This window comes from Nodosilinea nodulosa PCC 7104, from assembly GCF_000309385.1.
In the GTDB taxonomy this organism is placed as follows: domain Bacteria; phylum Cyanobacteriota; class Cyanobacteriia; order Phormidesmidales; family Phormidesmidaceae; genus Nodosilinea; species Nodosilinea nodulosa.
This window is the reverse complement of record NZ_JH976537.1, coordinates 3133086-3156439: the sequence shown is the minus strand read 5'-3', so window position 1 is coordinate 3156439 and position 23354 is coordinate 3133086. Positions and strand designations below refer to the sequence as shown.

The window sequence follows — 23354 nt, the reverse complement described above, 5'->3', positions numbered from 1 at the left end:
ACCACCTGGATACGAGATCCCCGCGCACCGATGCACGCTCCCACAGGATCCACATCGCGCTCTAGGGTGTCTACGGCTATTTTAGTGCGGGGACCCACGGAACGGGAAGGTGGGTTAGCCTCACGGGCTACGGCCACGATGCGCACAATCTCGTCTTCAATTTCGGGCACTTCGTTGGTGAATAGCTCCACAACCAGGGCTGCGTCGGCCCGCGACACTAGCAGCTGCGGTCCTCGGTGAGAGCCTTCGGATACCTTTTTGAGCGCTACGCGGAAGGTGGCGTTGGCCCGATAGTTGTCGTTGGGTAGCTGATCGCGCTTGAGCAGTTCGGCTTCGACCTCGGGCTGACCGACGCCACTGACCACAGCCATAATGACTGACTGGCGCTCAAACCGCAGCACCCGCGCTGAGAGAATGCTGCCCTCCAGGTCCTGAAATTCTTCTTGAACCAGCTTGCGCTGCTGGTCGCGCAGCTTTTGGGCCAGCACCTGTTTGGTCTGAATCGCGGCCATGCGGCCAAAGTCGCGCTGATCGGGGGTGACGTCGAGCACCACGGTGTCACCGGCCTGGGCTTCGGGGGCAACTTCGCGCACCTCGGCCAGGGCAATTTCGTGGTCCTGGCTGGTGACTTCATCGACGATGGTTTTGGTGGCCAGCACCCGAAAGCCCTGGTCATCGTAGTCGTCTACGTCTAGCTCGATATCGAAGTTGTCAAAATACTCTTCGTCGAAATGGGTGTCGATTTCGCGGGTGCGGCGGTAGCGCTCGTATCCCTTTAGCAGGGCTTCTCGCAGGGCATTTTCCACCGCGTGCTTGGGCAGATTGCGCTCGCGGCTAATGACATCGATCATCTCCTGCAAATTTGGCAGACTTACTAGCGACATAACCTACTCACCTATGGGCAATAAAACTGTGTCAATTTCATGAACTGAACGCGAATGCGGCAGGCCCGCTTAGTCGGGGCTTTGATCGCTCAACTCTACGGTCATCACCAGGTCGCGGGGTAGAGCGATGGATTTTCCTTTTTGGCTGAGCACGATGGCGTCATCGTCACGGCGGACGAGTTGGCCTACCCACTGCCGTTTGCCTTTGTGTGCCTCAGTCAAGGCAACCTCGACCATGAACCCTTTAAACACTACAAAGTCGCGATCGGTTTCGAGGGCGGCAGATACCCCCGGACTCGACACCTCCAGCACGTAGGTGTCGGGAATGATGTCGGTGGTATCGAGCACGGCCTCTAGGGCCTGGCTCATTTTTTCACAGTCATCTAAGCCAGTGTCTTCGTTTTCGAGACTGCGCACGTCAATCCGCAGAACTGGAGGAGCCTGATTGGTGTGAAAAACCGCTTCAACCACTTCTAGCCCTAGCTCTTGGGCAACGGGGGCCGCCAGCTCGAGCACCTGGGGAATAAGGGGATGTACCATCTGGTGCGTGAAAGAATGCCAATAAAAAAGTGGGCCTCGACCCACCTCCCAAAACATTTCTGCTAAAGGAACCCAAACCCGGGGGGCTTGAGCATCACTATTCTAGCGGATTGTGACGGCAATGGGACAGAGGCCAGCGGCGATCGCCCTGAGGCCGCGACGTAGGTAACCTGAGTTCGGGTTAAGCCGATGGAGGAAGAGCGAAGTCAAGATTGAGGGAAGGCTTCTTGGGCTGATGGCAGTAGGCAATCAAGCCACAGATGACATTGACCATGAAGTTGGTAGGGCTGCGATGCCTGGAATGCTCAATCTGGGAGATGTTCTTGAGCTGGTCAATGACGGTTTCGACAATGGCGCGCTTGCGGGCCAGTAACTTGTCGGTGAGCCGCATCAAGTGGTTTGTCATGTTGCGCCTGGGTTTGGCAAAGAACTCGATGCCACAGGTCTCAAAGAGGCGTTCTGCCAGTGCTTTGGAGACATAGCCCCGGTCAGCAAAGACCTTGCCATAGAGGCCTTGAAGCAAGTCACAGGCGGGCTTGCGGTCGTCGGTATTGCCCGGCGTGATTTGGATGTTGAGCAACTCCCCTTGGTCATTAACCACCAGGTGGAGCTTGAAGCCAAAGAACCAGTCAACTGAGGTTTTGCCCCGAGCCGCCAGGCCGCGAAACACCTTGTGGCGTCGAATCCGACGGTTGTGGCACACCTTGAGGCTGCTGCTATCGATAAAGCTGATGCCGCTACAAGCGCCAAAACAGTGCTTCAGGTACACGCATAAGGGCAGCAGAGCCGACGGCATCCACTCCACAAAGCGGTGATAGCTGACCAGGCCAGGAAAGGCCTCTCGCCAGTGCACGCAGACATGCTTGTTGTAGAACGCCTTGAAGTTGCGATAGTGCTGCTGGTGGAAGCACACCAAGATTGTCATCACCTCGCTTAAGCTCAGCGATCGCTGGCGCTGACGGTGTTGAACGCCTTCACCCAGCAGCATCTGGTGCCATTTCGGCTCGAACTGACAGCAGAAATCATCAATGTGGCAAAACAGCTCTTCTAGACTATCCATAGGGGGGCCTGCTGAATCATTTACGTGATATAGCCATAGTCACGTTGGTTAGGACATCCAGGAACCCTATGACCGTTCAAACGTTTGAACGGTCATAGGAGACATGTCTTAACCAGACTGGCTACAGCTATATCAGCTTACAGAGCCCCTCCTTTCCTTATCCCGAACTCAGGTTAGTTAGCATCTCCCCGAGGCGCCCCGCAAGCCTAGACAACCAGCCAGGGCAATGGTCTCCCTGGCTATTCTGCCAGGCACTGCTCCCCATTGCTGGTAAACGCCAGAGGATAGTCTGAACTGAGCGGATAGCCCTCTGGCCCGGCGCTAAAGCCGTAGCCACGGACAATTTGGTAGGTTTGCAGCACCCGGCCAAAGCGGCGAACTGTGATGGTTTCGGGCGGGTCCACTCGGTCGAACATAGCCAGATGGGTGGGGCAGATGGGGTGCCAGGTTTCACCCAGCAGCACGGCATCGCGGCCCTCAAGGGCGGGGGCATTGTACCAAAAATCGAACTGGTCGAGGCGACCCGAGAGGGCCAGCACGTCGGGGTTGTCGAGGGTGTAGGCCAGGGCCGAGGCCGAGCGGTAGTCGGTGGTGAGCAGCAGGGGATCGTCCAATGTTGCCGCCTGGACGGTGACCGCCTGGGCCACCTGGGGCCAGCCAAAGAGAGCCGCGCCATCGGGGTCGGCGGCCCCAAACAGGACACTAAAGGGCATGACGGTGTAGTAGCCCACCAGGGCAGCGGCGGCAAACAGCCCCAGCCCTTGGGCGATCGCCAGCTGCCCCGCCCGCGCAGGCTTAGCCGACTGAGCGCGATAAAACTGGTCGCTCAGCAGCGGCAGCAGCAGCGGGTAGGCCAAGATATTCCAGTAGAACAGGGCCACCGAGACGGCAGACAGCGCTGTAAACGCGAGCGTAGAGAGGCCAAACAACCCCAGGGCCAGAGCCGGATAGCAAGATTGGCGAACCATGGCTGTCTGACCGCGTTTTCCCAGCAGTCGGCCAATGCTCCAAGCCTGGATAGGTCCAAGGGTGAGGCCGCACAGCGCGAGAAAGACCAGCGACTGCAGCAGGTTGAGGCTGAAACCGCCGCCAGCGGTGCGATCGCGGTAAAACCGAAACGAAAAAAAGTCGTGCTGGATATTCCAGATCAAAATCGGCGAGAGCACCAGCACCAGCAGGCCCAGGGCCAGGTAGAGGCGGCGATCGCGCAGCACCCCTCGCCTGCGCCCATCTGCCAAGACCAGGACTAAAAAGCTGAGTCCGACAAACACCGCGTTGTACTTGCACAACCCCGCCAGGCCCAGGCAAACCGCTGCGCCGTAGAGATCGCGGCTGGGGCCACCGCCAGAATTTTCAACCGCCGCATCCACGTAGCGGACGAACAAAAAACTGCTAGCCACCGCAAAGGTCACCAGCCAGTGGTCGTGCCAGGCCAGGCCCAGATACCAAAACAACAGCGGCGACGAGGCCGCCAGCAGCACGACCAGCCAGAAGCGATCGCGGGCCTGATCGCCGTAGAGATAGCGGCAAATGTGGTAAAAAGTGACCCCTAAAACGCCGCTGCTGATCAGGTTGGGCAGCCGCAACACCAGAGCAGATCGCCCGAGCAGCGAGAAGATCCCCTGCACCCAGGCGTGAAAAGGCGGGTGGTCGTAGTAGGAAAAGCCGGGATGCTGCCCCCAAAGCCAGTAGTAGGCTTCGTCGGGGTTGGGAAAGGCCGTCAGCCAAAAGATCAGCCGCAGGGCCAGAAAGCCCAGCAGAAACCAGCGGCCCCAGGACCAGGCCGGAGACTGAAAGAGATCCCAGCGCTTACTCATCGGGTGATTCTAAGGCGCTGGTGTCAATGTCGTCTAGCTCCGGAATGTCGCCGATTTCGAGCCCGCTGGGTGCTTCCTCCCCGGCAGCGGCCTCGGCCTCGGCCCCAAAGGGAAGCACCACCGTGGGCAGGCCCGCCCCCTGCAAACCCTGGAGAATGTGCCTGGGTGTTTCCTGAAACACGACAAAGAGCGGATGGCTCCTGTCGGTGCCATCGCTGAGCAGGTGCTGGTACTTTTGGGGCAGCAGCCACTCATAGCCGCGATCGATCAAAATTTGCGTATGCCGCCAGCGCATCAGCAGCCCCGAAAAGTCTTCCTGGGGACGGTGAATGTAGACAAAAATTTCGACCCCGGTTTTGATCTTCCACTCGGGGTCACACATGAGCAGGGCGACATCGCAGGGCAAAGTGACAACTGCGCCCGGCGGCATGCCAGCCCCGTGGGGGTTCAGATGCACCGCATCGCGCACGCGCACATTGGGCAGCGGCAGGGTAATTAGACTTTCTTCGGGGCGTCGCATGCTGGGCACAGCTTCCAGGTAGGGACGATGGCGCTTGAGCAGTTCTAAGGCTCCCTCGTGGTCGGTGCAGACCGAGAGCAGCGCTTCGTACTGGATGGGTTTAATCGCCATGCTGGGTACCGAGAGTACGGGGTCATGTCAGTGTTCCCTGCATTTTATCGAACCTGGCGAGGGGAATTGGGCCGCAGCCCAGGGGCTGACTTTAAACATCCGCGACAAATCTGGAAGAAACCTATCCTTTGGCGATGCCAGGCAGCCTGCGAGCCTAGAGTAGGAGTATAAGTGGCAATATCTGGCTAAAGTGCAGAGCCAGCGACGCTCTAGTGCTTTGTCAAATCAAAAAATCAAGGTTCTTGGTTACGGCTAAGTTTTATTAGGGGATATGGCAGTATGCATCAGTCTCAGCCGGCCAGTCTGCGCAAGCTGGTGCTCATGGCGGCTCTACAGCTCAGCACCGTGTGGGATTTAGTGACCACTCTGCTGGGCATTTTGCTGATTTTAGACAGCCGGAATCTGGTCGCCATCTGCCTGGCGGTAATCGGCACGCTGATTGTGGTGGCCTTTAACTTTTCGACTCGACCCATCTGGCGACGCCGCCAGCGCTACAGTGCCTCTGGACTGGCCCTGCTGGGGCTGCGCCTGGTGTGGCTGCTAGCCGTAGTGGTTGACCTGTGGACATCGCTGACCTGCAACGCCTGGTTTATCGGCGCCCAGCAGTCGAGCAACAGTGTGGCCCTGCCCGATCTGCTGGGCAGTCTCAGCGCCGGACAGCTGATCATCGTGGTGTTTATTACCCTGGTGTCGGGGGTTAGCCCCATGCTGGTGGGCTACCTGCGCGATCAGGATATTGACTCTCTTTTGAACTAGGGCGTGTTTTAAAACTAAGCCCACATCATGATGGAGGCTAGAGTTAGCATGGCCAGGTAGTTTTCAGCCTTTTTCTCATAGCGAGTTGCGATGCGGCGGTACTGCTTCAAGTGATTGAAACACCGCTCAACTTGATTGCGCTGGCGGTATAGCGCCTTGTCAAAGGTACCGCGTCGCCGTTCATTGCGTTTGCGAGGAATGGTCACCCGAATTCCCCGCCGTCGCAAATAGCGACGAATGGAGCCACTGCTGTAAGCTTTATCCCCACTGACCCGCTTGGGACGTAAGCGCGGTCGTCCCCCGTGAGGGCGTTTCACCGCGCCTTGCTCCATCAATGGTTCAAACACGACCGCCTCATGACGCTCACCGACGGTCAGCAGAAAGGTCATCGGTAAGCCGTTTCCCTCGCAGCGCAGATGTAGTTTGGTGCTAAAGCCCCCTTGGGACCGTCCTAAGGCCTCTCGGATTTGCACCTGTTGAACCGCAGAGAGGTCCGAATCGGGCTCTAGGTCCCCCTTTTTGCCCCAGCGGCATGCTGGTGGGCACGGATGACACTGCCATCGACAAAATGAATATCCCAATTGAGCTTGCCCTCGGCATCGGCCTTCGCTTGGAGGCCTGTGAGCACCTGTTGCCATAGGCCAATCTTGCGCCAGTGATAAAACCGCCCGGCAACGGTTGACCAAGCCCCATAGCACTCCGGCAAGTCTCGCCATGGCGCACCCGTGCGCAAAATCCACAGGATGCCATTGATGATCAGGCGATGGTCTTTGGCTGGGCAGCCCGTGGGAGGTTTTTGCGGTGGCAGCAGGGGTTCAATCTGGTTCCATTGGTTTTCGCTCATTTCACCCCGACGAGGGGCGGGTTGAGGTGGAAGAATCATCGCAGTTCAAGAGTTTATTCGTACTACTTCCATTCTGCCAAAGAGTTTTAAAACACGCCCTAGCTTTTGTCCCACCCTCCTCTGGTAGAGGGTTTGACGTCTAGGGGGCCGCGGGTAACGCCTAGCTTGCTCTGCACGCTGAGATTGCGCCAGAGCTGGCTGCCGCTGATATCTCCGGCTAAAAGCTGGCGGTACTGGGCGATCGCACTTTCCACCTGCTCTGGGCTTTCAGCCAAAAACTCCAGCCGAAAGTGCCGCGCCCCAGCCTGCATGAGCCGCTGGGCGTACTCGGCCCCGGTTTGGGCGACGCCGTTGTATACCGTATTGCGGCAGCCCGCATCGGCCACCAGAATGTGCTCGGTGCCCACCCTGTCGCGCAGCTTTACCGACTGGCTCTCACAGGGGCGGCCACAGTCGCGAAAGTCTTTGCCGGTGGACAAAAAGGCGCAGAACACGCAGTGCTCCATGTGGAACATGGGCATGTGCTGGTGCAGGGTAATCTCAAACCACTGGGACGGCGACGATCGCAGCAGATCGACCAGCTGCTCGGCATTGAGGTCGTAGGAAGCGGTGACTCGCTCCAGCCCGCAGCGGCCTAAAAAATAATCCGCCGTCAGGGCATTGGCCACGTTGAGCGAGAAATCTCCCACGCAGCGCTGGTCGCCAAAGTAGGCCAGATGGTCGTAGTTGCGCACCAGGTAGCCATCGGCCTCAGACCGCTTTACCTGATCGAGAATGTAGTTTTCCAGGGGTTTTGTAATTCGGGGCGGGGCAACCCAGATCGTCTGGGCCTCGCTGACCCGATCGCCTCGAAACCACCGCACAGCGTCGCGGTAGGTAGCAGGATTCTCGAACTCGCAGTAAATCGTCTCGATGTCTGCTGCGGTGGCGGCAGCAAGCTGGGGGCGAGTGCGCACGAGCACAGCCAGAGATGGGGCAATGGGGGAAGGGTGAGATGGGGAAGATAGGGGGGATGGGGAAGCTGGATTCTCGCTGGGGAGCGGCTTGGGGGCTGGCAGAATATCGCTCAAGCTGGCACCGGGTTTGAGATGCCAGGGACGGGGTCGCAAGCGCTCTTCCTCCAGCCGTTCCACCAGATCTCGCCGCAGCCGATTTAGCTCACTGACGGGGAGCATGACGTTCCCCTGGAGCCGATTGCTGAGGGCGGCCAGATGGAACGGGGTGTTGCCCAGACGACCGAGCTGCTGCTGTAGGCGATCGCCCGTCAGCGGCCTGGAGTGGGCCGCAACCAAGGGCATGGTAGACGTAGCCTGGGTCGTGTGGCCCTGAGCATCGCGGGCGATCGCCACCATCGCCTGCCCCACCGATCCATACACCTCGATGGAAATCGGGCGGGTGAACCTGGGCTGTTCGCCGCTGTAGGTCTGCTGTAGCTCCTTGTCCAAAGCCGGGTCACTGGTCTTCCAGATTTTGTCGCCGGGATGGATGCGGCCCAAATCCAGGGCGTCGCGGCCAAAGCTAAGCCGAGTTTCCTGGCCCAGGGCATCCACCTGGTAAATGCGGCCCCCCTGCTCTTTTTCGGCGGGATGGCCGCGATCGAACACCACCCCATCTCCGGCTTTGATCGGCGCCTGGGCCTTTAGAAAAACTGCGTTCTCGGTAACGCGGATGACCTCGCCCAGGTAGACCCCGCGCTTTTTGCCAAAGCGGGCGTGGACCAAGGCCTGGTTGTCGATGCCCCCAAACCAGCCGGTGTGGAGGCCGCGAGAGAAGGCCATTTCGAGCTGGTAGCGTTCCTGAGGTGAGGGGGGGTGGGAAAGATGGGGAGATGGGGAGGATGGGGAAGCAACTAGGCGATCGAGGGCTTGGCGATAGACGCGGGTGACGTTGGCGACATACTCGGGCGATTTGAGTCGGCCTTCGATTTTGAGGCAGCTGACGCCAGTTTTCACGAGGTCTGGTAGCACATCCAGGCCAGAGAGATCTTGAGGACTGAGCAGGTAGGCGCGATCGCCCAGGTCCACCTTTTCGCCATCGGCAATTAAGTCGTAGGGCATGCGGCAGGCCTGGGCACATTCGCCCCGGTTGGCCGACCTGCCGCCCAGAGCCTCGCTGGTGAGGCACTGGCCCGAGTAGGCGACACAGAGCGCGCCGTGGACGAAAACCTCCAGGGGTAGGGAGATGTTGCGATCGCGCAGCTGAGCCTGAATTTTGGTCAGATCGTGAATCGAGCACTCCCGCGCTAGCACCACCAGTTGGCACCCCAGTGCATGGACAAACTCGGCTCCAGCCATGCTGGTCACCGTCATTTGCGTCGAGCCATGGATAGGAAAATCGGGCGACAGGTGCCGAATTAGCCTACAGAGGCCAATATCCTGCACAATTGCGGCATCTACCCCCGCAGCAATCACAGTTTTAAGGTATTGCTCCGCTTCGCTTAGCTCAGCCGGAAACACCAGCGTATTGAGGGTGACATAGCCTTTGACCCCCCGGCGGTGCAAAAACGCCATCAGATCGGGTAGGTCGGCCTCGGTGAAGTTCTCGGCGCGCATGCGGGCATTGAAGCGATCGAGGCCAAAGTAAATCGCATCGGCTCCGTTCTCAATCGCTGCCTTAGCGCAGTCCCAATTGCCCGCCGGAGCCAGCAGGTCGGGCAGCGGCAGCGCAGTTTGAGCGCCATCGACGCTTTCAGCCTGGTTTAAGGCAGCCATAGAACGTTACACAGTGACAACTCGCCAACTTCGCCGACGGCGCAGCGGACATTTCCAACGCGACCTTCCAACGCAACCATTGTACGTAGAGCCATAAATGTTTGGTGAGTGATCCCCCTAGTTCCTACAATGGTTTAATTAACCATCGGTTCTATAACCCTGGAGGAATTCATGAGTCGTCCGGTAGTCCTCGGTATTGTGGGCGATAGCGCCGCAGGTAAAACAACCCTGACACGGGGTATTGCCCAAATTTTAGGAGAAGATGAGGTCACCACCATCTGTACGGACGATTACCACCGCTACGATCGCAAGCAGCGCAAGGAGATGGGCATCTCAGCCCTGCACCCCGACTGCAACTACATCGACATTATTCAGCAGCACCTGGGCCTACTGCGCACCGGGCAGCCCATTCTTAAACCCATCTACAACCACACCAGCGGCGAGTTTGATGCCCCCGAATACATCGAGCCCAAGCGCTTTGTAATTGTCGAAGGGCTGCTGGGCTACTCCACCCGCGCCTGCCGCGACGCTTACGACGTAAAAGTTTACCTGGCCCCGCCCGAAGACCTGCGCGCCAACTGGAAGATTAAGCGCGACACCCGCAAGCGCGGCTATACCCCCGAAGAAGTGATTGATCAAATCAAAGCCCGCGAACACGACTCCGAGGCCTTTATTCGCCCCCAGCGCCAGTGGGCCGACGTAGTCGTCAGCTTCTATCCGCCCGCCGACGAAAAAAGTGAAAACGAGCTGCTGCTCAACGTGCGCCTGGTCATGCGGCCCACCATTCCCCACCCCGACTTTACTCACCTGCTGGGCGATAACAAGAGCGGCTCCCTCAGCGATGCCGTACGCCTGGGCCTCGATCGCGACATGGGCAAGCCCGTAGACGTGCTCGAAATCGACGGCCACGCCACCGAACAACCTGTCCAGGAGCTAGAGCGCACCCTGTGCAGCGAAATTCCTTACCTGGGCAAGTTTTGCAGCATTGAGGGCAACACCGACATTGGCAAGGTGGTCGGCACCACGGGCGAAACTCTGCAAAGTTACCCCCTGGCGCTGACCCAGCTGCTGATCACCTTCCACATGCTCAAGGCCGCCAACATTTATCAGTAGGGCAGCAGAATCCAAAAATCGCCCCGCCTCTCCATTAGGGGCCTATGTTCGGTCTAATTCAGCCCCGAGGCAAAAGGCTTGACCATGCTCAAGGCAGGCTTGGCTCAGATTCCTTTTGCCCAAAGAAATTGCAGGGATACCTACTGCGGCGAGGCCGACTGGTTGGGCTGCTGCGAAACCGGCTCATCCCGCGACAGTTCAGTCAGCATCATTTGAATAAAATTAGAGGCAACCTCCGCCGATTGCTCGTGGGAAGCAAAGACAATGGCCAGACTTTGGGCATCCCCAGCCCCGTAGCACAGCACCCGAAAGCTGCCGTCTTCGAAATAGCCGGTGCGGTCAATGCCGCCCTGGTCAGACTCAACCCCCAGGTTGTCGATCAGGCGATCGGCGCGGGCGAGGCAGCCCGCCACGTCGGTATCTAAAAGCTGGTCGCCGCTGGCGATTTCAGGGCGGGCGAAGGCAGGCGAAGTAAGAGAAACCAGGCCCAGGCTAGCCAGGGCGATCGCGCATAGATGCCGTTTCATAGGAGTCACAGTTAACGCTACAACAGATGCCGTTCCCCGCTGGAGTTGCACCGCCGCTAAGAGTGGCGAGCCTTGGCGTCACGGCCTGTCTACTTAATACAAATAGCCCTTACCATTTCCGGATGTCTGGCCTGGGTTTAGGCACAAAAAAAGCGCCGAAGACTAGCTTCGACGCTTTGGGGTGTTGAGGAGTGAACGATTGATTATTAATGTACGGGTCGAGTATGTCACTGAGGTAGCCTGGATATGTCAACCCTGTGACATTTTTGGCTACCCATGGTAGAACTCCTGGTGCCATCACCTGTCTGCCGCTGGCTGCTGCGACAATTCTGGCCCTGCCCATTACCCAACCCAACCCCTTCTGTGACCCAGCCCGATGCCTTGCGCGCGCTGCTAAACGCTGTCTCCCAAGGACAGCTTAGCCCCGATGCCGCCTTCAACCAGCTCAAATACCTCGACTTTGAACCCATTGACGATTTCGCCAAGGTCGACCACCACCGCAGCCTGCGCACCGGGTTCCCAGAGGTGATCTGGGGGCCGGGCAAAACCGTGCACCAAATTGTCCAGATTATGAACAGTTTGCACCAGCACAATCCGGTGGTGATGGCTACCCGCATTGAGCCGGAGGTCTACACCCAGGTGCAGCAGCAAATTCCCGCCGCTCTGTACTATGCCATGGCCCGCATCTGTGCCCTGGTACCGCTCAACTGGACCGCTCACCATCCCGGCACTATTGGCGTGCTCACGGCGGGCACCGCCGACCTGCCCGTGGCCGAAGAAGCCGCCGTTACCGCCGAACTGTGCGGCTTCAGGGTCAAGCGCCTGTGGGATGTGGGGGTCGCCGGACTGCATCGGCTGCTGCGCCACCGCCAGCTAATTCGCGATGTGGATGTGCTGATTGTGGTGGCGGGCATGGAGGGAGCATTGCCCAGCGTTGTGGCCGGTCTGGCCGACTGCCCCATTGTGGCGGTGCCCACCAGCGTTGGCTACGGGGCCAGCTTTAACGGTCTGTCGGCCCTGCTCACCATGCTCAACTCCTGTGCCGCAGGTATTGGCGTTGTCAATATCGACAATGGCTTTGGGGCGGCCATACTGGCGGGACAAATTCTGCGAACCGGCGCCCGGCTGGCGCCCCAGCTGGGGCCTGGAACCGGGCAATAGAGAAGACGCCAATGGCAGCGGGGGGAGGCAGACAAAATTGGAGATCAGCCCTCCACCAAAAAACGTAAAAGACTCGCTAAGCTTCCTGTTTACCCATTGCTCTAGCGGAGATCGGAGGGCATGGCGGCTGGCTTGACCGCGATGGTTTGGTCACGGCCATCGCGGTGAATTTCAAGGTTGAGGGTGTCGCCAATGGCGCTAGCCTCAACCCTTGCCTGCACGTCCGGCGGGGTGTTTACCGGGTCGCCCTCAATGGCGCGAATGACATCCCCCACCTTGAGGCCGGCAGCCCCAGCCGGACTGTCGGACAGCACGCCCACAATCAGTACGCCCGGCTCGTCGTCATCCTCAAGCTTAAGGTTGAGCTGCTGTTCTTCGTTGAGGCGATCTACCATCTCAGCGGACAGTTCTACCATCTGAATGCCCAGGAAGGGATGCTGCACTTCCCCGGTGGCAAACAGCTGGTCGGCAATTCGCTTGGCGGTTTCGATGGGGATGGCAAACCCCAGCCCTTGGGCATCGGCGCGAATGGCGGTATTCATGCCGATCACTTCGCCCTGGTCGTTGAGCAGGGGGCCGCCCGAGTTGCCGGGGTTGATGGCAGCATCGGTTTGGATGAACTGCACGCGCTTGTCGGGGATGCCCACCTGGTTGCTACTGCGGCCCAGGGCGCTGATGATGCCTGCGGTGACGGTGTTGTCGAGGCCCAGGGGGTTGCCAATGGCGATCGCCCATTGACCGGGGGCCAGGGCATGGGTGCTGCCCACATGCACTACGGGCAGGTCAGTGGCGTCAATTTTGACCACCGCTACATCGGTAACGGAGTCAATCCCCATCACCTGGCCCTCAAACCCACGCCCGTCGCGCAGGGTGACCCGGACGGTTTTGGTGCCCTCCACGACGTGGGCATTGGTCAAAATTTTGCCGTCGGCGCTGAGAATAAAGCCGGACCCGGTGCCCTGCTCTACGCGATCGGGCAGGTTGGACGGGGGCAGTTCCTGCTCATCAAAGAAGCGGCGAAAGAAGGGGTTGCTTAAGGCATCGGGGGCCATGCCGTGTACAGTGCGTTCGGCGTCAATGCGCACCACCGCTGGCCCCACCTGCTCTACCGCTAGAGCAATAAAATTTGGGTCGCTGGGGCCTGTCTGGGTAGCGGCCCGGGATGCCGCGGGCGGTTCGGCAACTGTGGTCAGCGAAGTGGTCAGGGCGGGGGGAGGCTCTGGTGTAACTTCTTCGAGGTTTGCCTGCGAGACGTAGTAGTGGCCTGTCCAGCCCATGCCGCCGCCCACAACCAGAGCTGCTGCCGCCCACGCAACCGACGGGGAAACCTGCTTTGGCAACGAGTCCATCCCAATGACCTCTACTATTGTGCCTGCGCTAACCCGGTTCAAGGTGTTGAAACGCCCTGCTCACCAAGGGTGATCGAAGCCGCTCAGCCTTTGAAATCATACTCTAACGAATATTCACTGGCGGGAAATAACCCTTGATGCAGGAGCCAGAAACCCCAGGATCAACTCTGGAGATCTCCTCTATCGCCGTCAGGCATCTTCTCAGATGGCACCCCAGGCAGCCCCTCTGAGCAATTTAGCCTGTCTTGCCTATTATAGAGGCTGTACCCCCTGAGGGATATTGGATGGCCCACTGGGTTGACTACTAACGGACTGGCTGATGAGGGCTGAGGCGCGAAGGTTTTATGGTGTTTGATAATTTGCGGTCGTGGGGAACCCCCGGCCAACCCGCCACCGATTCCAGGCGGAAGCTAGGGGCGTTCAGCCTGATTGTCGGGCTAGGGCTGGCTCTGCTCGGTGGACCCTCGGGAGCGATCGCCCAAACCAGCCCAGCGTCCTGCTCTCAGCCGGTGCTGTCGCGGCTCACTCGCCATCGGGTGGCCCCCAATGAAACCCTGGAAGCCATTGCCCAGCGCTACAGTCTTCTGCCTGCGACCATCATGGGTCTTAACCCTGCGGTTCAGGGGCGGGCTGTTCAGCCTGGGCAAGAGCTGCTGATTCCGCCCTTTAACGGCATTCGGGTCAGTGTGGCCCCCGGTCAAACCTGGCAGCAGGTGGCCCAGGCCTACAACAGCCGGGCCGATGTGTTGTTCGAAGTCAACGGCTGCGTTAGCGCAGTGCCATCGACCATCTTTGTGCCGGGGGTGAACTGGTTTCCGGGGGTGCGCACTACGGCAGCAGCGGCGGCAGCGGCCAGCCCGAGCCCGCTCCAGGGCTACCCGCTACCGCAGCGATCGCAGGTGATTGTCAACTACGGCTGGCAGCCCGACCCGGCCCAGGGCAAGCTGGTGTTTAATACTGGCGTGGCGCTGGCCAGCCCCGCCAACACGCCGGTCTTGGCGGTAGGGCCTGGCACCGTAGCCTTTGCCGGTCGCGACCCGGTCTACGGCAACCTGGTCGTGATCAACCACCCCCAGGGGCTACAAACCCGCTACGCCAACCTGGATACTCTGGCGGTAAAAGCCGGGCAGACCGTGCGCCAGGGCGATCGCCTGGGGCCAGTAGCGCCCCCCGCTACCGATGGCGACTCGTTTTTATTTTTTGAGGTGCGGCTCAACTCCTCGATGGGCTGGGTGGCCCAAGATCCCCAGGATTTCGTGCCTGCCATGGGTCTGCGTTAGGAAAACCCCTGGTCTGGGCAGTATGATGCCACCGCTGGAGCGACCATCGCTGGCGCCAGTGGGCAAGAGCACCTACAATTGACCCTAACGGGGCATTGGTAGCGGTGAGATTTGTTAACCGATGGCCCCAGGTGACTTTATGGCACAACATTTTTCCAGGCCGCCTTTGCCCACTCCGCCCGAGCCGTTTTCCGAGGCGCAGGGTTCGATATCGACCAATGCCCTATTTTGGGCGAAGCTGCTAACCTATCGCCCTCTGTTTTTGCTGGGGGGGCTGTGGCTGGCCTTTGTGTGTGCCTCCGCGATCGCCTATCACGGGCTGTTTAGCGAACCCACCGACAGTGCGACCTACGCTGAAGCACCGCTCACGGTCATGGAAGCGCCCCCGCAGAATGCCCCTACGGCCCCCACAGCATCGCCAGCCCCCGCCGCATCAGGCCATACCTCCCCCTCGGGCACCGTCGCCCTGTGGGGTTTGCTCAGTCTGGTAGGTCTCTGTGGATTTGGCTGTTTTGTGTTGACCCAGCAAATTAAAGCCTCAGCCCGGCCCGTTAAGCGCCAAAAGCCCCGCCCGCGACCCGTGGCTAAACGGCCCAAGCCTGTCTCTGCCCCCCACCCCAAGCGCCTTGCTCCCTACTCCCCCCAGCGCGATGGGGTTGTCGTACCGGGCGGTAGAATCGTCGAAGCCCCAGGTCCTGAGGCCCCGGTCCGCGTCCAACCCGTGGGTTCGGGAAAACTTCGCCCGGGCGCTGCGGCCAGCCGCACCGGAACCAAGCCTAGGCCCCAACCCCAGCCCAATCGTCCAGCTCAGCCCGACCTCTCAGCGGCGGGGCCAGCGCCCGCTCGCCACCCGGCGGTGGTTCCCCCCGAGGCTGACCTGGCCCTCGACTGGTCGGAGGGCAGCGTGGCCCACGCCCTGGATGTGCGGCAGCGGCGATCGCTGTCATCATTTATGTAGGCATGCAGGTTTTGTCAACCCAGGGGCTTTGAGTCAGCTTCCCGTTATCTATCACCCCGACTATGTGGCCCCTCTGCCCGACGGACACCGCTTTCCGATGCCCAAGTTTCGGCTGCTGCGCGATCGCCTGCTGCGAGACGGCGTGATTACCCCGGCCCAGATCTACCAGCCCGGTGAGCCGCCCCAGAGCTGGCTAGAGTTTGTGCACCACTCCGCCTACGTCAACGCCTACCGCCAGGGCACGCTGGATGCTAAGGCCCAGCGCCGCATTGGCCTGCCCTGGAGCGCGGCCCTGGTCAAGCGCACCTGCACGGCGGTGGGGGGCACCATTCTGACCGCCAAGCTGGCTCTGGAGCAGGGGTTGGCCTGCAACACCGCCGGGGGCACCCACCACGCCTTCCCCGACTACGGCTCTGGGTTTTGCATTTTCAACGATCTGGCGATCGCCACCCGCGTTCTGCAGCAGCAGGGCCGAGTCAATCGAGTGCTAATTCTCGATTTAGACGTGCACCAGGGAGATGGCACCGCCTGGATTTTTCGGGATGATCCCAGCGTGTTTACCTTCTCCATGCACTGCCACGACAACTTTCCCGCCCGTAAGCAGGTCAGCGACCTGGATGTACCCCTCGATCTGGGTATGGAAGATCAGGCGTATTTGGACTGCCTGGCCCGCTATGTTCCTCCGCTGCTGGCCCAGGTGCGCCCCGACCTGGTGCTCTACGATGCCGGGGCCGACCCCCACCGCGACGACCTGCTGGGCAAGCTGGCGCTGACAAATACGGGGATCTACGAGCGCGATCGCTTTGTGCTCGACTGCTGCGTGCGGGAGGGCTATCCCGTCGCCTGCGTAATCGGCGGCGGCTACGGCAAATCGATGGACGACTTAATTTTTCGCCATTCCCTGCTGCACCGGGCCGCCGTCGAGGTGTTTCAGCAGCGGCGGTTGTAGGGGCACTACCCCTGACACTGGGCAATGCCGGTGATGTTGTCGCCGCCGTAGCCCTGGGCGATCGCCTCCTGGTACAGGGCATGCACTGCTGCCGTTGCTGGAATCGAGGCCCCCGCCGCCTGGGCGGTTTCTAGCACGTAGCGAAAATCTTTCTCCACCAGGTCGATGGGAAACCGGGGAGCGTGATCATCGGCAGCGATCAGATTGCCCATCATGCGGGCCGCCGGGCTGAGGACGGGCATTTCGCCCAGCATAGCCACGGCCTGCTCTTTAGGGATGCCCTGTTTTGCCAGCAGGCCCAGCAGCTCCGCCAGGGCCGCCACCTGAATACCCAGCAGGGCATTGACCGCTAGCTTGAGCGCCATTCCCTGGCCCACTGGCCCCACATGATGCACCGCACCGCCGCCCGCCGCCCGCAAACTATCCTCAACGCTGCGCAGGGTTTCGGCCTGGCCACCGACCAGATAAATCAGCTTGCCAGCTTCGGCCTGGGGCCGGGAGCCCACCACCGGAGCATCTAAAAAAGCAACGCCGCGCTGCTCCATGGCAGCGGCCAATTCCTTTACCCAGGGAATCGTCAGGGTGCTCGACTCGACCGCAACGGCCCCTGGGTCCATGCCCTCCACCGCCCCGCTCTCGGCATCCAGCCAGATGGCCCGAGAGGCGTCGTTGTCGGCCACCATGGCCATGACAATATCAGCGCCCTGGGCAGCAGCCCTAGGAGATAGGGCCACGGTGGCACCCAGGTCGGCCATGGCCTGGGCCGGAGCGGGAGAGCGGTTCCAGACGGTAACGGCATACCCGGCGTTGATCAGGTTGGTGGCCAGGCGCGTTCCCATCGCCCCCAGACCCAAAACAGCGATATTTTTCATAGATTTATGACCTCAAAGTAATTTCCGAGCCAAGAGAGAGCCCTATGGAGGAACGCAGACCTGCGCCCTTAAGAGGCATCAAACATCTCGGCGATTGTCGTTTCCAGACTTGTCCCGATTGCTTCTGCCCATGCTTTCGTTGCAGTCCTTCGTCTTTGCCATCAACGTCAGCGCTACGTTCCCTAGCCTAAAGCCTTAAAAGTCGGTCATACAGATGCTCTTGCCCATGCTTTCGTGTAGGAACGGCATGCAGCGCGGTGGATTGCGGTAGGTCGGATAGCTACGGTAGGGCTGACCCGCTCGATTGGAACTCAGCTCAGCGGAGGATTTTGCTGCGATCGCGCTATCGGTGGATTGCCGCTTCACAACCTTGACGGCTAGCCCTGTCTCAGACGGCACAGGTTAAGCTATCGATTGGGAATTAATCGACCAGCTATGGATTGGATTGTCGCTACCTTCTACAAATTTGTGCCGCTGAGTGAGCCAGAGGCCCTGCGAGTCGTGCTTTTGGAGCGCTGCCTGGAGTGGGGTCTGCGGGGTACTATTCTGCTGGCAACCGAGGGGCTCAATGCCACGGTGGCAGGCAATCGCAACAGCATCGATCAGCTTTTGGCCTGGTTCCACGCCCACCCCGACATTGGGCCATTTCCCCACCAGGAGGCGATCGCGACCAGCGCTCCCTTCGAGCGCATGAAGGTGAAGCTAAAAAAAGAGATCGTTACCCTCGGTCAGCCCGAGGTAAACCCAGCCCAGCAGCCGGTGGGCATCTACGTCGATCCCCAAAACTGGAACCAGGTCATCGCCGATTCCGAGGTGGTGCTAATCGACGCCCGCAACGACTTTGAGGTGGAGTTGGGCACCTTCAGGGGCGCGGTCAATCCCCAAACCCGCTCCTTTCGTGACCTGCCCGACTACGTGGCCGCCCACCTCAGCCCGGCCCAGCATAAAAAAGTAGCGATGTTCTGCACGGGCGGCATTCGCTGCGAAAAGGCCACCGCCTACATGCTTGAGCAGGGTTTTGAGCAAGTTTTCCACCTCAGGGGCGGCATTCTCAACTACCTCAAGACCGTACCGGAGGGCTCCAGCCTGTGGCAGGGGGATTGCTTTGTCTTCGATGAACGCGTCGCCGTAGACCACCGCCTCAAGCCTACCGACCACGACCTCTGCCTGGGCTGCGGCCACCCCGTCAGCCCCGCCGAACAGCTAGCGCCCGAGTACGAAGCGGGCATTTCCTGTCCCCATTGCTATGCTGAGCTGACTCCAGAGAAGCGATCGCGGCTAGAAGCCCGTCAGCGCCATCGCTAGCTTGCTCTGGCTGCTCTCTCCACAGCCTTCCAAAACCGCCTCCCCAGCCAAAATCCAAAATCGCCAATCCAAAATTCATGCCACCTACCGACTCAGCCCTGCAAGCGCTCACCTACGGACCCACCGATGGCACCGCCGACTGGTGCCTGGTGGCACTCCACGGCTGGGGAGCCAATGCCGCCGACCTGGTGGGGCTGGCCCCCTACCTAAATTTGAAGAATTTCTCCATGGTCTTTCCCGACGCGCCCTGGCCCCACCCCCAGGCACCGGGGGGGCGGATGTGGTACAGCTTCCCGGCGGCGTATGACTTTCGCCGTCCCCACGATTTTGCCGCCCAGGCCGATCTGCAAACCAGTCAAGCAAAGCTGAAAACCTGGCTGCTGAATTTGCCAAAAATGACCCAAATTCCCCTGGACCGCACGATTTTAGCCGGATTTTCCCAGGGAGGCGCGATGACGCTGGATTTGGGGCCGCAGCTTCCCCTAGCTGGGCAGATTGTTCTCAGCGGCTACATGCACAGTGACGCCCAGCCCCCTGTCAGCCCGCGCCCGGTGATGATGGCCCACGGCACCGTTGACCCGGTGGTGCCGATCGCCCTGGCCCAGCAGGCGCGTAGGGCGTTGGAAACCCTCGGGCAGCCCGTGACCTGGCACGAACTTGCCATGGGCCATGAAATTCCGCCCCAGCTAATGGGGCTAATTAGCGGGTTTTGCGAAGATTTGAGGCAGAGCACCGAGAATAGCCCGACCAACCCCTTAGGATAAAGAAAGGTGGACTGACCCCAGACTGCGATGGTCTAGGACCGGCCCTTTAGGGGGCGATCGCGCAGCAGCAGGGCAGATGTCGCTAAGGGGGAAAAGACTATGATGAGCCTACATGTTTCGCAGCAGGCTGTTTCAGACATGACGCCGGACACGGTGGCTGAACTGGCCTCTCGTCTAGAGACCGATTCCTACGACAGCGCCTTCGAGGGGCTACAGGACTGGCACCTGCTCCGGGCGATCGCGTTTCAGCGACCCGAGCTGGTTGAATCCTACGTCTACCTGCTCGACCTGGAGCCCTACGACGAGTCGTAGACGGCTCGCGTTTCAATCTTATCCAGATACTCCTTATAGGGGCACAGTCTGCTGTGCCCCTATAAGGCTTATTGTGTAATTTGGCTTGAACAACGCCCATCCCAACAGACACAGCGCGCAGGGGCAAGCGCCGCTTGCCCATCTAAAGCCGGGGATGGCAACATAGGATTTTGTATGACAGGTAGTTCTACAACTGTGGAATCTCCCCGCCGCGTGCTGCTGGGCATCAGCGGCGGCATTGCGGCCTACAAAGTCTGTTCTGTGATTTCATCGCTGGCCAAGGCGGGTGTGGCGGTGCGGGTGCTGCTCACCCAGCAGGGGCAGGCGTTCATTCCGCCGCTGACGGTGGCGACGCTGTCGCGCCACCCGGCCTACACCGATGAGGATTTCTGGCAGGCCAGCCAGGGTCGGCCCCTGCACATTGAGCTGGGCGAGTGGGCCGAGCTGCTGCTGATTGCGCCGCTGAGCGCCAACACCCTGGCCAAGCTGGCCCACGGTTTGGCCGACAACTTGCTGACCAATACGGTGCTGGCCTCTACCTGCCCGGTGCTGCTGGCCCCGGCCATGAACACCGACATGTGGCAGCAGCAGGCCGTGCAGCGCAACTGGCATCAGCTTTTGCAGGATCAGCGATACCACGCCATCGATCCGGGCAGTGGGGTGCTGGCCTGCGATCGCGTTGGCACCGGGCGCATGGCCGAACCCGACGACATTCTCACCCACATCTACTCGCTACTGCACACCGCAGGGCAGCGGGATTTGAACGGGAAGACCCTGCTGATCAGCACCGGCAGCACCAGGGAATATCTCGATCCGGTGCGGTTTATCGGCAACCCCGCCAGCGGCAAAATGGGGGTGGCGCTGGCCCAGGCGGCGATCCACCGGGGCGCTGCCGTCACCCTCGTCCACGGCCCCATGGAAAGCGCTCTCAGGGAGCGTCTGGGGGGGATTCAAGCGATCGCCGTAACCACCGCCGCAGAGATGCATCGGGCCATGCTCACCCAGCTGCCCCAGGCCAACTGGGTGGTGATGGCGGCGGCGGTGGCGGATGTGAAACCCGTGGCCCAGGCCTCCACCAAGCTGGCTAAGGCCGATCTACCGGATTCTTTACCCCTGGCGCAGGTGCCCGATATTGTGGCGGATTTGGCCCAAAAACGGCAGCCCCACCAGCGGCTGATCGGCTTTGCGGCCCAGACTGGAGACATTATTCCGCCCGCCCTCGAAAAACTCCAGCGCAAGGGATTGGACGCGATTGTGGCGAACCCGATCGATGTGCCGGGGGTGGGGTTTGGGGGCGATCGCAACCAGGCCGTCCTGCTCACTAAGGCAGGCGGCAAGCTGACCATCCCTCCCTGCACCAAGCTCGATTTAGCCCACCAGATCTGGGATGCGCTGCTCAGAGCCGGGTTCTGATCGCGCTGCACGCTGTTTCTTCAGCCCCCGCCAAACCCCTACAATGGGGGCTGTTCTACCTCTATTGCCGCTGCTATGACTGCTACCTCCGCGCCCAATCTGCTCTCTAGCGTGGTTAACCAGGTGCTGGCCATTAAGCCCCTGTGGACCTTTGCCAAGGGCCGCGCCCGCGCCATGATGGTCACTCGGGCCGAAACCATCGGCGTGCCCTGGCGGGAGCGAGTTCAGGCGTTGCGGAGTCGCCGGACGGCGACTGGGCAAATTGCCCAGTCGCCGTCCACAGAGGAGGCTGGAGCACTCTCTCCCCTCTGGCAGGCCGATCTGGACGCGGTGCAAAACCCCAACCTCATCTATCCCGACTACTACACCACCAGCTTTCACGCCTACGACGAAGGCAATTTGGGCTGGAAACCGGCGATGGAGGTAGAAGTGGCCTCCCAGGCGGTGCATGCCAAAATCTGGCCCGAGGCCGGAGCGGCTGGCGATGAGCGGCTGCGCCAGAGCTACCACGATGTGCTCACCGCCCACCTGCCCCAACCTCCAGCGGATATTGTGGATATCGGCTGCGGGGTGGGCCTGAGCACCGAGGCCTTTCAGACCACCTTTCCCCAGGCCCGTTTAACCGGGGTCGATCTGTCGCCCTACTTTCTCGCCGTGGCCCGGTACCGACAGCAGGAGCGTCGAGAAAATGGCGAGATGGCATCTCCTACTCTCCCGATTGCCTGGCACCATGCGGCTGGCGAAGCCACTGGACTACCGGCCGCGTCCTACGACCTGGTGTCAGCCTGCTTAGTGCTCCACGAGCTGCCCCAGTCGGTCTCCCAAGCCATTCTGCGGGAGGCGCGTCGGCTGCTGCGCCCCGGTGGGCACCTGGCGATTATGGATATGAACCCGCGATCGCCAGCGATTGAAAAACTGCCGCCCTTTGTCTTGACCCTGCTGAAAAGCACCGAACCCTACCTGGATGATTACTTCACCCTAGATTTAGAAGCTGCCTTTGTAGCAGCGGGGTTTGAGCGGCCTAGGGTCGCCTTCAACAGCCCCCGCCATCGCACCTTTATCGGCAGAGCCACGCAGGTTCAGGCTTAGTTTTTCTGAAACATGTAGACCTCCTGCTGGGGGAAGGGAATGGAAATTCCCTCGGCGTCAAATCGGCCCTTAATCCGCTCGGGCAGAGCCAGTTTGACGGCTAAAAAGTCTGGGGTGCTGGCCCACACCCAGACCTGCAAATTCACGCTGCTGTCGGCCAGTTCGGCAACGCCTACCGACGGCGCTGGCTCGTTCAAAATCCGGCTGTCTTTGGCAATTTCCTCTAGGATAATTTGCCGGGCTTGCTCGATATTGTCGCCATAGCTAATCCCAATAATTGTCTCTATTCGACGAATGGGGCGAGCCGTAAAGTTGGTGATGTTATCGCCGCCAAGCTTGGAATTCGGCACAATTACCATGGCGTTTTCGGGGGTGATGATGGTGGTGGTAAACAGCTGAATGCTCTCTACGGCCCCCAGGGTGCCGCCCCCTTCGATAAAGTCACCCACCTTGAAGGGGCGAAAAATCAGCATCAGCACCCCGGCCGCAAAGTTAGAGAGCGACCCCTGCAGGGCCAGGCCAATGGCCAAACCCGCTGCCCCCAAGATTGCTATCAGCGACGCCGTTTGCACCCCGAGGCGGTTGAGGGCTGCAATCACCACAAAGGCTAGGCCCGCGTAGTAAACCAGGCTGGCGGTAAAGTTGATCAGGGTAGGGTCAACGCCTTTTTTTGACATCAGGCGTCGGGTGGTGCGAGCTACTAGCTTCGCTACCCACCGGCCAACCCAAAAAATAACTGCCGCAGCAATGATGTTCAGCCCTAGGCGAGTGACAAGTTCTTGGGCCGTAGCTGCCCACTGGGTCAAATTTTCCACGCATTTACTCCGAGATAAAACGCTGGGTCGTGCTCCGTCGCTGGATACACTCCCCTAGGTTTTTCACAGGTTTAGGCGGTCTGGTCTCTACCGTTGGGCATATTTTCTGCCTTCACAAGATTTTTGCCGAGGCCGGTTGGCTAGCCCTGGCCACCAGCGGCAGATTTTACACAGCGCGCATGGGAGGCAGCACTTTTTTTAGCT

Annotated in this window: 22 protein-coding genes and 1 pseudogene; 11 read left to right on the top strand and 12 right to left on the bottom strand. The window is 60.1% G+C overall.

Going from position 1 to position 23354, the window contains the following annotated elements:
- The 5 genes from LEPTO7104_RS0114585 to LEPTO7104_RS0114565 all read right to left on the bottom strand — a co-directional run.
- Positions 1–884, bottom strand: an 884-nt coding sequence (locus LEPTO7104_RS0114585; protein WP_026072718.1) for a NusA N-terminal domain-containing protein, incomplete at its 3' end; no start/stop codon positions are given.
- A 69-nt stretch (positions 885–953) separates the two neighbouring features.
- On the bottom strand, positions 954–1424 hold the full coding sequence (gene rimP, locus LEPTO7104_RS0114580; protein WP_017299322.1) for a ribosome maturation factor RimP: 471 nt from the start codon (positions 1422–1424) through the stop codon (positions 954–956).
- Between the two features lie 181 nt (positions 1425–1605).
- Positions 1606–2484 (bottom strand): IS982 family transposase, encoded by an 879-nt coding sequence (locus tag LEPTO7104_RS0114575; RefSeq protein WP_017296738.1) that lies wholly within the window; start codon positions 2482–2484, stop codon positions 1606–1608.
- Positions 2485–2723: 239 nt separating this feature from the next.
- Positions 2724–4301 carry an ArnT family glycosyltransferase gene (locus LEPTO7104_RS33915; protein WP_017299321.1) on the bottom strand — a complete coding sequence of 526 codons (1578 nt, stop codon included), beginning with the start codon at positions 4299–4301 and terminating at the stop codon, positions 2724–2726.
- Positions 4294–4932: a hypothetical protein gene (locus tag LEPTO7104_RS0114565; RefSeq protein WP_017299320.1), complete on the bottom strand. Its 639-nt coding sequence runs from the start codon at positions 4930–4932 to the stop codon at positions 4294–4296. The genes LEPTO7104_RS33915 and LEPTO7104_RS0114565 overlap by 8 nt, the downstream gene beginning before the upstream one ends.
- A gap of 279 nt (positions 4933–5211) precedes the next feature.
- Between LEPTO7104_RS0114565 and LEPTO7104_RS0114560 the strand changes: the two genes are divergently transcribed.
- Positions 5212–5688: a hypothetical protein gene (locus LEPTO7104_RS0114560; protein WP_017299319.1), complete on the top strand. Its 477-nt coding sequence runs from the start codon at positions 5212–5214 to the stop codon at positions 5686–5688.
- Positions 5689–5702: 14 nt separating this feature from the next.
- Here the strand turns inward: LEPTO7104_RS0114560 and LEPTO7104_RS39400 are convergent.
- A pseudogene (locus tag LEPTO7104_RS39400) lies at positions 5703–6571 on the bottom strand (IS5 family transposase).
- Between the two features lie 59 nt (positions 6572–6630).
- Complete coding sequence (locus tag LEPTO7104_RS0114545) at positions 6631–9243, bottom strand: U32 family peptidase (RefSeq protein ID WP_017299316.1); 2613 nt, start codon at positions 9241–9243, stop codon at positions 6631–6633.
- A 171-nt stretch (positions 9244–9414) separates the two neighbouring features.
- On the opposite strand from LEPTO7104_RS0114545, the gene LEPTO7104_RS0114540 reads away from it, so the two are divergent.
- Positions 9415–10356 carry a phosphoribulokinase gene (locus LEPTO7104_RS0114540; protein WP_017299315.1) on the top strand — a complete coding sequence of 314 codons (942 nt, stop codon included), beginning with the start codon at positions 9415–9417 and terminating at the stop codon, positions 10354–10356.
- A 140-nt stretch (positions 10357–10496) separates the two neighbouring features.
- Here the strand turns inward: LEPTO7104_RS0114540 and LEPTO7104_RS0114535 are convergent, their stop codons facing one another.
- Complete coding sequence (locus LEPTO7104_RS0114535; protein ID WP_017299314.1) at positions 10497–10883, bottom strand: hypothetical protein; 387 nt, start codon at positions 10881–10883, stop codon at positions 10497–10499.
- Between the two features lie 363 nt (positions 10884–11246).
- On the opposite strand from LEPTO7104_RS0114535, the gene larB reads away from it, so the two are divergent.
- Positions 11247–12044, top strand: a complete 798-nt coding sequence (gene larB, locus LEPTO7104_RS0114530) for a nickel pincer cofactor biosynthesis protein LarB (RefSeq protein WP_017299313.1) — start codon at positions 11247–11249, stop codon at positions 12042–12044.
- Between the two features lie 101 nt (positions 12045–12145).
- Here larB and LEPTO7104_RS0114525 read toward each other — a convergent pair whose 3' ends face one another.
- Positions 12146–13393 (bottom strand): HhoA/HhoB/HtrA family serine endopeptidase, encoded by a 1248-nt coding sequence (locus tag LEPTO7104_RS0114525; RefSeq protein ID WP_017299312.1) that lies wholly within the window; start codon positions 13391–13393, stop codon positions 12146–12148.
- A gap of 344 nt (positions 13394–13737) precedes the next feature.
- On the opposite strand from LEPTO7104_RS0114525, the gene LEPTO7104_RS0114520 reads away from it, so the two are divergent.
- The 3 genes from LEPTO7104_RS0114520 (at position 13738) to LEPTO7104_RS0114510 (ending at position 16580) form a co-directional block, all read left to right on the top strand.
- Positions 13738–14673 (top strand): M23 family metallopeptidase, encoded by a 936-nt coding sequence (locus LEPTO7104_RS0114520; protein WP_017299311.1) that lies wholly within the window; start codon positions 13738–13740, stop codon positions 14671–14673.
- 139 nt (positions 14674–14812) lie between these two features.
- On the top strand, positions 14813–15631 hold the full coding sequence (locus LEPTO7104_RS0114515; protein WP_155523644.1) for a hypothetical protein: 819 nt from the start codon (positions 14813–14815) through the stop codon (positions 15629–15631).
- A 97-nt stretch (positions 15632–15728) separates the two neighbouring features.
- Positions 15729–16580 (top strand): histone deacetylase family protein, encoded by an 852-nt coding sequence (locus tag LEPTO7104_RS0114510; protein WP_017299309.1) that lies wholly within the window; start codon positions 15729–15731, stop codon positions 16578–16580.
- 5 nt (positions 16581–16585) lie between these two features.
- Here LEPTO7104_RS0114510 and LEPTO7104_RS0114505 read toward each other — a convergent pair whose 3' ends face one another.
- Both LEPTO7104_RS0114505 and LEPTO7104_RS40135 read right to left on the bottom strand, forming a co-directional pair.
- Positions 16586–17452: an NAD(P)-dependent oxidoreductase gene (locus LEPTO7104_RS0114505; protein WP_017299308.1), complete on the bottom strand. Its 867-nt coding sequence runs from the start codon at positions 17450–17452 to the stop codon at positions 16586–16588.
- A gap of 195 nt (positions 17453–17647) precedes the next feature.
- Positions 17648–17851, bottom strand: coding sequence for a hypothetical protein (locus LEPTO7104_RS40135; RefSeq protein ID WP_155523642.1), 204 nt, complete (start codon positions 17849–17851; stop codon positions 17648–17650).
- Between the two features lie 36 nt (positions 17852–17887).
- On the opposite strand from LEPTO7104_RS40135, the gene trhO reads away from it, so the two are divergent.
- From trhO to LEPTO7104_RS0114480, 5 genes are all read left to right on the top strand, one after another.
- Positions 17888–18757, top strand: coding sequence for an oxygen-dependent tRNA uridine(34) hydroxylase TrhO (gene trhO, locus LEPTO7104_RS0114500; protein ID WP_017299307.1), 870 nt, complete (start codon positions 17888–17890; stop codon positions 18755–18757).
- A gap of 77 nt (positions 18758–18834) precedes the next feature.
- Positions 18835–19521, top strand: coding sequence for an alpha/beta hydrolase (locus LEPTO7104_RS0114495; RefSeq protein WP_017299306.1), 687 nt, complete (start codon positions 18835–18837; stop codon positions 19519–19521).
- Positions 19522–19620: 99 nt separating this feature from the next.
- Complete coding sequence (gene isiD / locus LEPTO7104_RS0114490; protein WP_026072715.1) at positions 19621–19833, top strand: protein IsiD; 213 nt, start codon at positions 19621–19623, stop codon at positions 19831–19833.
- Positions 19834–20007: 174 nt separating this feature from the next.
- Positions 20008–21246 (top strand): bifunctional phosphopantothenoylcysteine decarboxylase/phosphopantothenate--cysteine ligase CoaBC, encoded by a 1239-nt coding sequence (coaBC, locus tag LEPTO7104_RS0114485; protein WP_026072714.1) that lies wholly within the window; start codon positions 20008–20010, stop codon positions 21244–21246.
- Positions 21247–21321: 75 nt separating this feature from the next.
- Positions 21322–22335, top strand: coding sequence for a class I SAM-dependent methyltransferase (locus tag LEPTO7104_RS0114480; RefSeq protein ID WP_017299303.1), 1014 nt, complete (start codon positions 21322–21324; stop codon positions 22333–22335).
- On the opposite strand, the gene LEPTO7104_RS0114475 is transcribed toward LEPTO7104_RS0114480, so the two are convergent.
- Positions 22332–23150 (bottom strand): mechanosensitive ion channel family protein, encoded by an 819-nt coding sequence (locus LEPTO7104_RS0114475; RefSeq protein WP_017299302.1) that lies wholly within the window; start codon positions 23148–23150, stop codon positions 22332–22334. The two genes, LEPTO7104_RS0114480 and LEPTO7104_RS0114475, sit on opposite strands and share 4 nt — an antisense overlap.
- Positions 23151–23354 lie beyond the last annotated feature (204 nt).